Here is a 13,765-nt window from a genome sequence, read left to right as displayed (position 1 = left end):
CACGGAGGCACCCATGGGGCGCTATGTCGCACGACGACTGCTCCAGATGATCCCGGTCTTCATCGGGTCGACCCTGCTGGTCTTCCTGATGATGTACGCACTGCCCGGCGACCCCGTCAGAGCACTTGCCGGTGAACAGCACGTAGACGCGACGCAGATCGCGCAGATCAAGGCGAGTCTCGGACTGGACCAGCCGATCTGGCAGCAGTACCTGAACTACCTCGGCAACCTGTTCCAGGGCGACTTCGGCACCCAGATCGGAACGCAGCGTCCGGTCGCCGAAGTCATCGCCGACGCCTACCCGATCACCATCAGACTGGCGATCTTCGCCTTCGTCTTCACGGTCGTCGCCGGTATCTCGCTCGGCATCGTCGCCGGCCTCAAGGCCGACTCCATCCGGGACCGCGGTCTGCTCGGCCTGACGCTGGTGCTGATCTCCATGCCGTCCTTCGTGCTGGGCTTCCTCGTTCAGTACTTCTTCGCGTTCCAGCTCGGCATCGCCAAGCCGAACGTGAGCCTCGACCCGACCAACAGCGAGTTGATCATGCCGGCCATCGTGCTGGCGTCGCTGTCGCTCGCCTACGTCGCCCGCCTCACCCGTACCTCGGTCGCCGAGAACCTGCGCGCCGACTACATGCGCACGGCCGTCGCCAAGGGCCTGCCGCGCCGGCGCGTCATCGGCGTGCACCTGATGCGCAACTCGCTCATCCCGGTCGTCACCTTCCTCGGCACCGACATCGGCGCCCTCATGGGCGGCGCGATCGTGACCGAGGGCATCTTCAACATCAAGGGCGTCGGACAGCTCGTCTTCGAGGCGCTCGCCAAGCGCGAAGGCGCCACCGTCGTCGGCGTCGTGACGCTGCTCGTCATCGTCTACCTCGTCTGCAGCCTGCTCGTCGACCTGCTCTACGCGGTCCTGGACCCGAGGATCCGGTATGCCTGACACCACCGCACTCAAGAGCACCGACGCCCCGGCCACGGCCGTCGACGCGGCGCCCGCCACGGACACGGGCCCCGCGCCCGGCAAGCCGCGCAGCCTCTGGTCGGACGCCTGGCACGACCTGCGCCGCAACCCGCTCTTCCTCATCTCGATGGTGCTGATCCTGCTGCTCGCCGTCATGGCGATCTTCCCGAGCCTGTTCACCAGTGCCTCGCCGCGGGACGCCAACCTTGCCGAGCACTACCTCCAGCACCCGAACTGGGGACACTTCTTCGCCCCCGACTGGCTCGGGTACGACGTCCAGGGCCGCTCGATCTACGCGCGTCTGATCTACGGCGCCCGCGCCTCGATCATGGTCGGCGTGATCGTCACCATCGCGGTCACCGTCACCGGACTGGTGATCGGCATGATCGCGGGCTACTTCGGCGGCTGGATCGACACGATCCTGTCCCGGATCACCGACGTCTTCTTCGGCGTCCCCTTCATCGTCGGCGCCATGGTCATCCTGACCAGCTTCGAGGAGCGCTCCGTCTGGGTCGTCATCCTGTCGATGGCCTTCCTCGGCTGGACGCAGATCGCCCGTGTCGCCCGCGGCTCGGTCATCACGATCAAGCAGGCCGACTACGTGGTCGCCGCTAAGGCGCTCGGCGCCTCCACCACCCGGATCCTGACGCGGCACATCCTGCCGAACGCCATCGCTCCGGTGATCGTGGTCGCCACCATCGCGCTCGGCGGTTACATCGCCGCCGAGGCCACCCTGTCCTTCCTCGGCATCGGCCTGGCCGAGCCGACGGTCTCGTGGGGCATCGACGTGTCCGCTGCGAAGGACCAGCTCCGCAACGCGCCGTTCGTCCTGGTCATCCCCTCGGTGATGGTCTCGATCACGGTGCTGTCCTTCCTGATGTTCGGCGATGCGGTCCGCAACGCCCTCGACCCCAAGATGCGCTGAGGGAGGCGTTCGTGACCACCATCGACAAGACGGCTCACGTCCCCGCACCGCGGGAGTCCGTGAGTGGCGACGGTCCACTGCTCGACGTCCGCGACCTGCACGTGGAGTTCCACACCCGCGACGGCGTCGCCAAGGCGGTCAACGGTGTGAACTACACCGTCAGCGCCGGCGAGACGCTCGCGGTGCTCGGCGAGTCCGGCTCCGGCAAGTCCGTGACCGCGCAGACCATCATGGGCATCCTCGACATGCCGCCCGGGAAGATCACGCAGGGCGAGATCCTCTTCCGCGGCCAGGACATGCTGAAGATGTCCCACGAGGAGCGCCGGAAGATCCGCGGCCGCAAGATCGCGATGATCTTCCAGGACGCGCTGTCCTCGCTGAACCCGGTCCTCACCGTCGGCTACCAGCTCGGCGAGATGTTCCGGGTCCACCAGGGCCTGTCCAAGAAGGAGGCCAAGGCCAAGTCCATCGAGCTGATGGACCAGGTCAAGATCCCGGCCGCCGCGGCCCGTGTCTCGGACTACCCGCACCAGTTCTCCGGCGGTATGCGCCAGCGCATCATGATCGCCATGGCGCTGGCCCTGGAGCCGGACCTGATCATCGCGGACGAGCCGACCACCGCGCTCGACGTGACGGTCCAGGCCCAGGTCATGGACCTGCTGGCCGAGCTGCAGCGCGAGTACAACATGGGCCTGATCCTGATCACCCACGACCTCGGCGTCGTCGCCGACGTCGCGGACAAGATCGCCGTGATGTACGCGGGGCGGATCGTGGAGACGGCGCCGGTCGGCGAGCTGTACAGCCGCCCGGCCCACCCGTACACCAAGGGCCTGCTGGACTCCATCCCGCGCCTGGACCAGAAGGGCCAGGAGCTGTACGCGATCAAGGGGTTGCCGCCCAACCTCACGCGCATCCCCGCGGGCTGTGCCTTCAGCCCGCGCTGCCCCAAGGCACAGGACATCTGCCGTACCGAGGTTCCGCCGCTCGTCCCGGTGACCGAGCAGGACGGCCTCGAGCTGGTCGGCCGCGGCAGCGCGTGCCACTTCTGGAAGGAGACGATCCATGGCTGAGCTCGAGAAGGAGCCCCTGGACGCCACCCCCAACGTCTCCGCCGTGGAGACCGTGGACGCCGCGACCGAGGCGGAGGCCGTGGCCGCCATCGACGCGCCCGTCGGTCAGGGCGAGCCGATCCTCCAGGTGCGCAACCTGGTCAAGCACTTCCCGCTGACCCAGGGCATCCTCTTCAAGAAGCAGATCGGCGCGGTCAAGGCCGTCGACGGGATCTCCTTCGACCTGTACGCCGGCGAGACCCTCGGCATCGTGGGCGAGTCCGGCTGCGGCAAGTCCACGGTCGCCAAGCTCCTGATGACGCTGGAGCGGGCCACCGCCGGCGAGGTCTTCTACAAGGGCCAGGACATCACCAAGCTGTCCGGCCGCGCGCTGAAGGCCGTGCGCCGCAACATCCAGATGGTGTTCCAGGACCCGTACACCTCGCTGAACCCGCGCATGACGGTCGGCGACATCATCGGGGAGACCTTCGAGATCCACCCCGAGGTGGCCCCGAAGGGCGACCGGCGCCGCCGCGTCCAGGAGCTCCTGGACGTCGTGGGCCTGAACCCGGAGTACATCAACCGGTACCCGCACCAGTTCTCCGGCGGTCAGCGCCAGCGCATCGGCATCGCCCGCGGCCTCGCGCTCAACCCGGAGATCATCATCTGCGACGAGCCGGTCTCCGCGCTCGACGTGTCGGTGCAGGCGCAGGTCATCAACCTGATGGAGAAGCTCCAGGACGAGTTCAACCTGTCCTACGTCTTCATCGCGCACGACCTCTCCATCGTGCGGCACATCTCCGACCGGGTCGGCGTGATGTACCTCGGCAAGATGGCCGAGATCGGCACGGACACCCAGATCTACGACCACCCGACGCACCCCTACACCCAGGCGCTGCTGTCGGCGGTCCCGGTCCCCGACCCGACGGCCCGCGAGGGACGCGAGCGGATCATCCTGACCGGTGACGTCCCGTCGCCGGCGAACCCGCCCTCGGGCTGCCGCTTCCGCACCCGGTGCTGGAAGGCGGAGGAGCGCTGCGCGACGGAGGAGCCCCTGCTGGCGGTCCCCGAGCGCTTCGTCGCGGGCAAGACCCCGGCGGCGCACGAGTCGGCGTGCCACTTCGCCGAGGAGAAGGACGTCGTGAACGCGGCGTAGCCGCCGCTCCTTCCCGACGACGAGGCCCGGCCCCCTGCCGCAGGGGGCCGGGCCTCGTCGTGCCACCCCTCCCCGCCGCCCGTCCGGGGTAAGCCCGCATGCGGTACATAGGGTTATGGGGTGATATGAGGCATTGAGCTACTCGATGACTCTAGGAGGCACTTCATGCGCGGAGCCACACAGGTCAGGTGGGCCGCATGTGCGGTGGGCGTCGCCCTGGCGGCGACGGCCTGCGGCGGCGGGGGTGACGGGGGCGGGGGCGGCGGCGGTGGCGCCGACGGCATCGTCAGCTCCTCCTGGGGTGACCCGCAGAACCCGCTGGAGCCGGCCAACACCAACGAGGTCCAGGGCGGCAAGGTCCTCGACATGGTCTTCCGCGGCCTGATCCGCTACGACCCGAAGACCGGCGAGGCCAAGAACATGGTCGCCGAGTCCATCGACACGAAGGACTCCCAGAACTTCACGATCAAGCTCAAGGACGGCTGGACGTTCTCCAACGGGGAGAAGGTCACCGCCAAGTCCTTCGTGGACGCCTGGAACTACGGCGCGGCGCTGAAGAACAACCAGAAGAACGCCTACTTCTTCCAGTACATCGAGGGCTACGACAAGGTCCACCCGGAGTCCGGCTCCGCCTCCGCCGAGACCCTGTCCGGGCTGAAGGTCGTCGACGACCTGACCTTCACCGCCAAGCTCACCCAGAAGTTCTCCCTGTGGCCCGACACCCTCGGCTACACCGCCTTCGTCCCGCTGCCCAAGGCGTTCTACGACGACCACGACGCCTGGCTCTCCAAGCCCGTCGGGAACGGCCCGTACACCATCGACTCGTACGCCAAGGGCTCCTCGATGAAGCTCCGCAAGTGGGACGGCTACCCGGGCGACGACAAGGCGAAGAACGGCGGCGTCGACCTCAAGGTCTTCACCGACAACAACACCGCCTACACCGACCTGACCTCCGGCAACCTCGACCTCGTCGACGACGTGCCCGCCTCCCAGCTCCGCAACGTCGAGGCCGACCTCGGCGACCGGTACATCAACACCCCCGCCGGCATCATCCAGACCCTGGCCTTCCCCTTCTACGACAAGGAATGGGACACCGACGACGCGCGCAAGGTCCGCCAGGGCCTGTCGATGGCGATCAACCGGGCGCAGATCACCGACCAGATCTTCCAGAAGACCCGCACCCCCGCCTCCGACTGGACCTCCCCGGTCCTCGGTAAGGACGGCGGCTTCAAGAAGGGGCTGTGCGGCAAGGAGTGCACGTACGACAAGGCGGCGGCCAAGAAGCTGATCGAGGAGGGCGGCGGCATCCCCGGCGGCCAGCTGAAGATCTCGTACAACGCGGACACCGGCTCCCACAAGGAGTGGGTCGACGCCGTCTGCAACAGCATCAACAACGTGATGGGCAACAACAAGGCGTGCGTCGGCGGCCCGGTCGGCACCTTCGCCGACTTCCGCGCCCAGGTCTCCACCCAGAAGCTCTCCAGCGCCTGGCGCGCGGGCTGGCAGATGGACTACCCGCTCATCCAGAACTTCCTCCAGCCGCTCTACTACACCAACGCCCCGTCCAACGACGGGAAGTGGAGCGACAAGAAGTTCGACGACCTGATCGACAAGGCGAACGCCGAGAGCGACAAGGCGAAGGCCGTCACCATCTTCCAGGAGGCGGAGAAGGTCCTCGTCGAGCAGATGCCGGTCATCCCGCTCTGGTACCAGAACGGCAGCGCCGGCTACTCGGAGCGGGTGGACAACGTCGCGCTGAACCCGTTCAGCGTCCCGGTCTACGAAGAGATCACCGTCAAGTGACGCGCTGAGCGACGCGGACGGCCGGGACGCCCGGCCGTCCGCGCCCCCGCACCCCCTGCCCGGTACCGCTCGTCCCCAGGGGGCGCCCGGCCGGCCAGGCCGACAGGACGCCCCCCGACCCCCGGAGCCCCTCATGGGACGTTATGTGATCCGGCGGCTGCTGCAGATGATCCCCGTCTTCTTCGGCACCACGCTGTTGATCTTCCTCATGGTGAACGTGATGGGCGACCCCATCGCCGGCCTCTGCGGCGACCGCCAGTGCGATCCGGCCACCGCCGCCCGACTGCGCTCCGAGTTCGGCCTCGACAAGCCGGTGTGGCAGCAATACCTCACCTACATGGGCAACGTGTTCACCGGCGACTTCGGCACCGCGTTCAACGGGCAGAAGGTCACCGAGCTGATGGCCACGGCCTTCCCCATCACGATCCGGCTCACCATCGTCGCGATCGTCTTCGAGGTCGTCATCGGCATCAGCCTCGGCGTCGTCACCGGCCTGCGGCGCGGACGCCCCGTCGACACCACCGTCCTCATCCTCACGCTGGTCGTCATCGCCGTCCCGACCTTCGTCACCGGCCTGCTGCTCCAGCTCCTCCTGGGCGTCAAGTGGGGCATCATCAAGCCCTCGGTCTCCGCCGACCCCGCCTTCGACGAACTGCTCGTCCCCGGACTGGTCCTCGCCTCGGTCTCGCTCGCCTACGTCACCCGGCTCACCCGCACCTCGATCGCCGAGAACGCCCGCGCCGACTACGTCCGCACCGCCGTCGCCAAGGGGCTGCCCCGCCGCCGGGTCGTCGTACGGCACCTGCTGCGCAACTCGCTGATCCCCGTCATCACCTTCATCGGCACCGACGTGGGGGCCCTCATGGGCGGGGCCATCGTCACCGAGCGGATCTTCAACATCCACGGCGTCGGCTACCAGCTCTACCAGGGCATCCTGCGCCAGAACTCCCAGACCGTCGTCGGGTTCGTCACGATCCTCGTCCTGGTCTTCCTGGCCGCCAACCTGATCGTCGACCTCCTGTACGCCGTACTCGACCCGAGGATCCGCTATGCCTGAGCCCCAGTCATCGGACGGAGCGATCTCCCCGGCGGGCACCGGTGGCCCGATGGACCTCGCCCTGGAGGAGGGCGCCAGCCTGGAGAAGAACCCCGGCGGCCCCGACGGCTCCGGGCCCACCGGAAAGCCCCGCAGCCTCTGGTCGGACGCCTGGCGCGACCTGCGGCGCAACCCGGTCTTCATCATCTCCGCCCTGGTCATCCTCTTCCTGGTGATCATCTCCATCTGGCCCTCGCTCATCGCGAGCGGCGACCCCCTCCAGGCCGACCTGGACGACGCCCAGAAGGGCTCCGAGCCCGGCCACCCCTTCGGCTTCGACCCGCAGGGCCGCGACGTCTACACCCGGGTCGTGTACGGCACCCGCACCTCGGTGACCGTGGGCGTCTGCGCCACCCTCGGCGTCGCCCTCTTCGGCAGTGTGCTCGGCGGCCTCGCGGGCTTCTTCGGCGGCTGGTGGGACTCGATCCTCTCCCGCCTCACCGACGTCTTCTTCGGCATCCCCGTCGTCCTCGGCGGCCTGGTCTTCCTCTCCGTCGTCACCAGCTCCACCGTCTGGCCCGTCATCGGCTTCATCGTCCTGCTCGGCTGGCCCCAGATCGCCCGCATCGCCCGCGGCTCGGTCATCACCGCCAAACAGAACGACTACGTCCAGGCGGCCCGCGCCCTCGGCGCCTCCAACTCCCGGATGATGCTGCGCCACATCACCCCGAACGCCATCGCGCCCGTCATCGTCGTGGCGACCATCGCGCTCGGCACGTACATCTCCCTGGAGGCGACCCTCTCCTTCCTCGGCGTCGGACTGAAGGACCCGGCCGTCTCCTGGGGCATCGACATCTCCGCCGCCGCCAACTACATCCGCAACGCCCCGCACATGCTGCTCTGGCCCGCCGGAGCGCTGGCGATCACCGTGCTCGCGTTCATCATGCTCGGCGACGCGGTGCGCGACGCCCTCGACCCCAAGCTGCGCTGAGGAGCCGGTTGCCATGTTGCTCGAAGTGCGCGATCTGCACGTGGAGTTCCACACCCGCGAAGGCGTCGCCAAGGCCGTCAACGGCGTCGACTACGCGGTCGCCGAGGGCGAGACCCTGGCCGTCCTCGGGGAGTCCGGCTCCGGCAAGTCCGTCACCGCACAGGCGATCATGGGCATCCTCGACATGCCGCCGGGGAGGATCGCCGGCGGGGAGATCCTCTTCAAGGGCCAGGACCTGCTGAAGCTCAAGCCGGAGGAGCGCCGGAAGATCCGGGGCCAGGAGATGGCCATGATCTTCCAGGACGCCCTCTCCTCGCTGAACCCGGTCCTCACCGTGGGCCAGCAGCTCGGCGAGATGTTCGTCGTGCACCGGGGGATGTCCCGCAAGGACGCCAGGGCCAAGTCCATCGAGCTGATGGACCGGGTGCGCATCCCCGCCGCCAAGGAGCGGGTCGGCCAGTACCCGCACCAGTTCTCCGGCGGCATGCGCCAGCGCATCATGATCGCCATGGCGATGGCCCTGGAACCGTCCCTGATCATCGCGGACGAGCCGACCACCGCGCTCGACGTGACGGTCCAGGCCCAGGTCATGGACCTCCTCGCCGAACTCCAGCGCGAGTACAACATGGGCCTGATCCTGATCACCCACGACCTCGGCGTCGTCGCCGACGTGGCCGACAAGATCGCCGTGATGTACGCGGGCCGCATCGTCGAGACGGCCCCCGTGCACGAGATCTACCGGGCCCCCGCCCACCCGTACACCAAGGGCCTCCTGAAATCGATCCCGCGCCTGGACCAGAAGGGCCGGGAGCTGTACGCGATCAAGGGCCTGCCGCCCAACCTCACCCGCATCCCGCCGGGCTGCGCCTTCAACCCGCGCTGCCCCATCGCCCGGGACGTGTGCCGGACGGACGTGCCGCCGCTCTACGAGGTCGACGAGCGGCGCCGCAGCGCCTGCCACTTCTGGAAGGAGACGCTCGATGCACGCTGACCGCGACGGGAGCGCCAAGGCGGGCGGCGGACGCGGGGCGGCCGGCGGGCGCGGCGGCTCGACCCTGCTGTCCGAGGCCCGGGAGGACGCCGCCTCCCCGTACGCCGAGGGCGACCCGATCCTCCAGGTGCGCGGCCTCGCCAAGCACTACCCGCTCACCCAGGGCATCCTCGTCAAACGGCAGATCGGCGCGGTCAAGGCCGTCGACGGCGTCGACTTCGACCTGCACGCGGGCGAGACGCTCGGCATCGTGGGGGAGTCCGGCTGCGGCAAGTCGACCGTCGCCAGGATGCTCGTCCACCTGGAGCACCCCACCGCCGGGGCGATCCGCTACAAGGGGGAGGACATCTCCCGGCTCTCCGGCCGTGCGCTGAAGGCCGTGCGCCGCAACATCCAGATGGTGTTCCAGGACCCGTACACGTCGCTGAACCCGCGGATGACGGTCGGCGACATCATCGGGGAACCGTACGAGATCCACCCCGAGGTCGCCCCCAAGGGCAGCCGGCGGCAGAAGGTGCAGGACCTGCTGGACGTCGTCGGGCTCAACCCGGAGTACATCAACCGCTATCCGCACCAGTTCTCCGGCGGCCAGCGCCAGCGCATCGGCATCGCCCGCGGCCTCGCGCTCAACCCGGAGATCATCGTCGCCGACGAACCGGTCTCCGCGCTCGACGTCTCCGTACAGGCCCAGGTGGTCAACCTGCTGGACCGGCTCCAGGCCGAGTTCAACCTCAGCTTCGTCTTCATCGCGCACGACCTCTCGATCGTCCGCCACATCTCCGACCGGGTCGGCGTGATGTACCTCGGCCGGATCGTGGAGATCGGCACCGACGCGGAGATCTACGACCACCCCACCCACCCGTACACCCAGGCGCTGCTGTCCGCCGTCCCCGTACCGGACCCGAGCGCCCGGGAGCACCGGGAACGGATCATCCTGCACGGCGACGTGCCCTCGCCCGCCAACATCCCCTCGGGCTGCCGGTTCCGCACCCGGTGCTGGAAGGCGCGGGAGCGGTGCGAGCTGGAGGTGCCGCTGCTGGCGGTGCCCGCGGAGTTCCGGCTGTCCGACACCCCCGCCCGCCACGACTCCGCGTGCCACTTCGCGGAGGAGAAGCGGGTGGTGCCGCCGGAGGGCGAGCGGGAGGACCCGGGGCCGGCGACGGGCGAGCGGCCGGGGGAGGGGGCCCCGGGGCCGGAGGGGTGGGAGAAGCCCGGGGCCGGGGAGGAGGGGGCTCCGTGAGGCGGCGTCAGGAGCGTTGACAGGCGGGAAACCCGGCCGACACCGCACCGACATACCAATGCCCCATGCTGGACGGCGTGCGGCCGTGCGGGTGCCGTGGTCCGGCCGGAGCGCCGTCCTGTCGCTCCGGCCGGTCGCCCGCTCCCGCCGCGCCGCCCTCGGCCGGACCGACGCGCACCGCCCCGGCCGCACGCTCCCCGCCCCGCTCCCCGAACGCCCTTGTCCACTGGGCCGGCACCGTGGAGTATCGCCGGGTGACACTTACACGGGGAGCAAGAATCACCGGCGCCGTCCTGTGCGCGCTGCCGGCACTCGTCATCATCGCCTGGATCGTCCGGGACCTCCGGGCGGCCGGGAGCCCGGAGCCGGTCTGGGAGTACTGGACGGGCACCGGAAACCTCCGGGACGCGATGCGGCCCACGACCTCGGCGACCAGCTTCGTCCTGCTGGTCGCCTACGCGGTGGCCGGGGTGGCGGTCCTGCGTTCCGCCGCCGCGTCGGTCCTGGTCGTCACGGGCGTCCTCACCTTCGTCCTGCGGCTGCCCGGCGTCTGGCTCATCGCCGACGCCCCGGCCCCCGAGGAGCTGCGCGACCGGGCGCTGATGAGCACGTACGCCGTCCTGGCGGCCGGGCTCGCCCTGGTCGTCGTGGGAACGGTGGGCCGCCGCCCGGTGCCCGAGGGCGTGCCCCGGCCCACAGGACCGGGGCGCGGCGCCGGGGTCGCCGTCTTCCTGCTGCTCGGCTTCCAGGCGGCGCTGTTCACGGCCTGGGAGATCCGGCAGCCGTTCGTCTTCCCGTCCGGGCTGTACCCCGCCTGGTTCATCGGCGGCAAGTCCCTGGCCCTCCCCCTGACCGAGGGGCCGCCCGGCTGGGTCACCGCCGCCACCGTCCTGGTCTTCCTGGCGGCGGCCGTGAGCGCGGTCGCCGGGGCGGTCCACGCGCGTCCGCTCGGCCTGTTCGCGGGCGGGTTCGTGTTCTGCTCCGGCGTGCTGGGCGTGACGCGCATGATCCACTTCGATATGCACGAGCGGTTCTTCGACCTCGCCGTCGAGCACCAGCTGAACCTCCTGAGCTTCGTCAGCTCGCTCCTGGTCGGGCCCGTCGTGATCGCCCTGCTCGCCCGCGCGGGCGCCGACCGGTCCTCCGGCGGCCTCCCGGGCCCGTGGGGCGGGCCAGGTCCCTGGGGCGCCCAGCCCCCGGGCGTGCCGGGACAGCAGGCCCCCTGGCAGCCGCCCGCCCCGGCGCCCGGCTTCGGCCCCGCGCAGGGCGGCGGCTTCGGGCCGCCGCCGCCCTCCTCCCCGCCGCCCCGCTGGTGAGCCGGTGACGGGGAGGGCGCCGCTCAGGCCCCCGTCATCCCCAGCGACCGCTTGAGGAAGTCCACCTGGAGCAGGAGCAGGTTCTCCGCGACCTGCTCCTGCGGCGTCATGTGCGTCACCCCGCTCAGCGGCAGCACCTCGTGCGGACGCCCGGCCGCCAGCAGCGCCGAGGAGAGCCGCAGGGCGTGGGCGACCACCACGTTGTCGTCGGCCAGGCCGTGCACGATCATCATCGGCCGGACCTCGGCGGCCGGTTCGGAGAGCCCGTCGTCGGTGAGCAGCGAGTTGTACGCGTACACCTCCGGCTGCTCCGCCGGATCCCCGAGATAGCGCTCGGTGTAGTGGGTGTCGTACAGCCGCTGGTCCGTCACCGGAGCGCCCACGACCGCCGCGTGGAAGACGTCGGGCCGCCGCAGCACCGCGAGCCCGGCCAGGTATCCGCCGAAGGACCAGCCCCGGATCGCCACCCGGGACAGGTCGAGCGGGAAGCGGTCCGCCAGCCCGTGCAACGCCTCGACCTGGTCCTCCATGGTGAGCACGAGGTTGTCCCGTACGGCCTTCTCCCAGGCGGGCGAACGGCCCGGCGCCCCCCGCCCGTCCGCCACGACCACCGCGAAGCCCTGGTCCGCGAACCACTGCGACGTCAGGTGCGCGTTGTGGGCGGCGACCACCCGGCGGCCGTGCGGACCGCCGTACGGGTCCATCAGGACCGGAAGGGGACCGTCCTCCTCCCGGTAGTCCGACGGAAGCAGCACGGCGCACGGAATTCGCCGTGCGCCCCCCTCGGTGAGGGTCACCCGGGCCGAGACCACCGGCTCCTGCGCGTGGCTCGCGATCCGCGTCAGCCGCCTGCCGTCGCGCACCACCCACGCGGCGGCCGCGGGCTCCTCTGGGACGGCCGAGACCACGACCGACAGAGCGCCCGAGCGGACCGCGGAGTGCACACCCACCCCTTCGGAAATCCGCTCGATTCCCAGCTCGTTCACCCGGTACACATGGATCTGCCCGATCTCCGGTTCGACCGCGTCCTCACCGGCCACCGCCGAGACGAGGATGTCCGACTCCCCGATGTCCAGCACCGACTGGACGTGCAGCTGCGAGCCGGTGAGCAGCCGGTCCCCGACCGCCAGCGCCCGCGCGCCGCCCTCGTCGACGATCCGCACGAGCCGCCCGTCCGGCGCCCACGCGGGCACTCCGGGGAAAAGATCCAGCCACACCGGGTCCTCGTCGACATGGACGGTCCGGGTCGCACCGGTCTCCGGATCCACCGCCAGGTACCGCTGGCTGCGCTGGTCCCGGGCCTGCACCAGCAGCAGCGGAGCGCCCGCGGCCGACCAGTGGACCTGCGCCAGGTACGGGAACGCCGCCCGGTCCCAGTCCACTTCGGTACGGGAACCCTCCAGGTCCACGACGAAGAGCCGCACCTCGGCGTTGGGCGTTCCCGCCGCCGGGTAGGCGACCTCGGCAGGCTTGCGCTCGGGGTGGGCCGGATCGGCGATGTACCAGCGCTGTACGGGGCTGTCGTCGGCCCGCGCCACCAGCAGCCGGTCCGACTCCGGCGACCACCAGAACCCCCGGTACCGGTGCATCTCCTCGGCCGCGATGAACTCGGCCAGGCCGTAGGCGACCCCGGGGCCCTCCGGTTCGGCCAGCGCCCGGTCGCCCCCGCCGTCCGCGCCGACGACCCGCAACGCGCCCTTGGCCGCGTACGCGACGTGCCGCCCGTCGGGGGACGGGCGGGGGTCGATCGCCGGGCCCGGCACCGGCAGCGCCCGCGCGGTCCCGGCCCGCAGCTCGGCCACGTACACCTTTCCGGACAGGGCGAAGGCGGCCAACTCCGCCGCCGCGTCCACCGCGTAGGAGACGATGCCCGACGAACCCTCGCGGGTCCGCTCCCGCCGGGCCCGCTCCTGCGCCGACAGCCTCTCGGCCGAACCGCCCAGCAGGGCTTCGGGATCGGCGGCGATCCGCTCCTCGCCGGTCTCCGGGTCGAGCACCCAGAGCCGGTTGGTCCGGTCCGTCCCGGAGGCGGACCGCAGGAAGATCACCCGCGTCTCATCCGGTGAGACGGTGAAGGCGCGGGGTGCGCCGAGAGTGAAGCGCTGGGTGCGTGCCTGTTGGCGGGGAAAGGACAGCTTCTGCGAGGTCATGGCACCGAACCTAGCCGCGCGGACCGGCTCGTGCGCCCCTCGTGCTGCTGTGCCCCGACCAATGCGTTGGCACGGATAGTTATGATCCGTAGCGCTCGGTGGGTAGGTACCAGCCGAGCGTGTACCCCCGTTCCGACCGTCCGA

At 70.2% G+C, this 13,765-nt stretch carries 11 protein-coding genes; 10 read left to right on the top strand and 1 reads right to left on the bottom strand.

Translation table 11 applies throughout. From position 1 onward, the window contains the following. Positions 1-13: 13 nt before the first annotated feature. The 10 genes from AMK24_RS01800 (at position 14) to AMK24_RS01755 (ending at position 11,471) form a co-directional block, all read left to right on the top strand. Positions 14-943 carry an ABC transporter permease gene (locus AMK24_RS01800; protein ID WP_073764232.1) on the top strand — a complete coding sequence of 310 codons (930 nt, stop codon included), beginning with the start codon at positions 14-16 and terminating at the stop codon, positions 941-943. Then, a complete protein-coding gene (locus AMK24_RS01795; RefSeq protein ID WP_073764230.1) occupies positions 936-1,889 on the top strand; it encodes an ABC transporter permease in 954 nt (317 codons plus the stop codon). The genes AMK24_RS01800 and AMK24_RS01795 overlap by 8 nt, the downstream gene beginning before the upstream one ends. A gap of 11 nt (positions 1,890-1,900) precedes the next feature. Beyond that, on the top strand, positions 1,901-2,959 hold the full coding sequence (locus AMK24_RS01790; RefSeq protein ID WP_073764228.1) for an ABC transporter ATP-binding protein: 1,059 nt from the start codon (positions 1,901-1,903) through the stop codon (positions 2,957-2,959). Then, entirely contained in the window at positions 2,952-4,094 is a 1,143-nt protein-coding gene (locus tag AMK24_RS01785) for an ABC transporter ATP-binding protein (protein ID WP_073764226.1), read from the top strand. The genes AMK24_RS01790 and AMK24_RS01785 overlap by 8 nt, the downstream gene beginning before the upstream one ends. Positions 4,095-4,259: 165 nt before the next feature. Continuing rightward, positions 4,260-5,897, top strand: coding sequence for a peptide ABC transporter substrate-binding protein (locus tag AMK24_RS01780; protein WP_073764224.1), 1,638 nt, complete (start codon positions 4,260-4,262; stop codon positions 5,895-5,897). A gap of 133 nt (positions 5,898-6,030) precedes the next feature. Continuing rightward, positions 6,031-6,954 (top strand): ABC transporter permease, encoded by a 924-nt coding sequence (locus AMK24_RS01775; RefSeq protein WP_073764222.1) that lies wholly within the window; start codon positions 6,031-6,033, stop codon positions 6,952-6,954. Further along, complete coding sequence (locus tag AMK24_RS01770) at positions 6,947-7,924, top strand: ABC transporter permease (RefSeq protein WP_073764220.1); 978 nt, start codon at positions 6,947-6,949, stop codon at positions 7,922-7,924. Before AMK24_RS01775 ends, AMK24_RS01770 begins: the two co-directional genes overlap by 8 nt. 13 nt (positions 7,925-7,937) lie before the next feature. Beyond that, on the top strand, positions 7,938-8,915 hold the full coding sequence (locus AMK24_RS01765; protein ID WP_073764218.1) for an ABC transporter ATP-binding protein: 978 nt from the start codon (positions 7,938-7,940) through the stop codon (positions 8,913-8,915). Continuing rightward, complete coding sequence (locus AMK24_RS01760) at positions 8,905-10,155, top strand: ABC transporter ATP-binding protein (RefSeq protein WP_073764216.1); 1,251 nt, start codon at positions 8,905-8,907, stop codon at positions 10,153-10,155. Before AMK24_RS01765 ends, AMK24_RS01760 begins: the two co-directional genes overlap by 11 nt. 254 nt (positions 10,156-10,409) lie before the next feature. Further along, on the top strand, positions 10,410-11,471 hold the full coding sequence (locus AMK24_RS01755) for a hypothetical protein (protein ID WP_079190393.1): 1,062 nt from the start codon (positions 10,410-10,412) through the stop codon (positions 11,469-11,471). Positions 11,472-11,494: 23 nt separating this feature from the next. Here AMK24_RS01755 and AMK24_RS01750 read toward each other — a convergent pair whose 3' ends face one another. Next, a complete protein-coding gene (locus AMK24_RS01750) occupies positions 11,495-13,621 on the bottom strand; it encodes a S9 family peptidase (protein WP_073764214.1) in 2,127 nt (708 codons plus the stop codon). Positions 13,622-13,765: the final 144 nt, after the last annotated feature.

This window comes from Streptomyces sp. CB02366, from assembly GCF_001905905.1.
In the GTDB taxonomy this organism is placed as follows: domain Bacteria; phylum Actinomycetota; class Actinomycetes; order Streptomycetales; family Streptomycetaceae; genus Streptomyces.
This window is presented reverse-complemented; position numbering and strand designations above follow the sequence as displayed.

What these genes read in the sequence shown, in the direction of transcription:
- AMK24_RS01760 (WP_073764216.1), top strand. Translation starts at nt 8,905, where the DNA reads ATGCACGCTGACCGCGACGGGAGCGCCAAGGCGGGCGGCGGACGCGGG.
- AMK24_RS01780 (WP_073764224.1), top strand. Translation starts at nt 4,260, where the DNA reads ATGCGCGGAGCCACACAGGTCAGGTGGGCCGCATGTGCGGTGGGCGTC.
- AMK24_RS01770 (WP_073764220.1), top strand. Translation starts at nt 6,947, where the DNA reads ATGCCTGAGCCCCAGTCATCGGACGGAGCGATCTCCCCGGCGGGCACC.
- AMK24_RS01785 (WP_073764226.1), top strand. Translation starts at nt 2,952, where the DNA reads ATGGCTGAGCTCGAGAAGGAGCCCCTGGACGCCACCCCCAACGTCTCC.
- AMK24_RS01765 (WP_073764218.1), top strand. Translation starts at nt 7,938, where the DNA reads ATGTTGCTCGAAGTGCGCGATCTGCACGTGGAGTTCCACACCCGCGAA.
- AMK24_RS01800 (WP_073764232.1), top strand. Translation starts at nt 14, where the DNA reads ATGGGGCGCTATGTCGCACGACGACTGCTCCAGATGATCCCGGTCTTC.
- AMK24_RS01775 (WP_073764222.1), top strand. Translation starts at nt 6,031, where the DNA reads ATGGGACGTTATGTGATCCGGCGGCTGCTGCAGATGATCCCCGTCTTC.
- AMK24_RS01750 (WP_073764214.1), bottom strand. Translation starts at nt 13,621, where the DNA reads ATGACCTCGCAGAAGCTGTCCTTTCCCCGCCAACAGGCACGCACCCAG.
- AMK24_RS01795 (WP_073764230.1), top strand. Translation starts at nt 936, where the DNA reads ATGCCTGACACCACCGCACTCAAGAGCACCGACGCCCCGGCCACGGCC.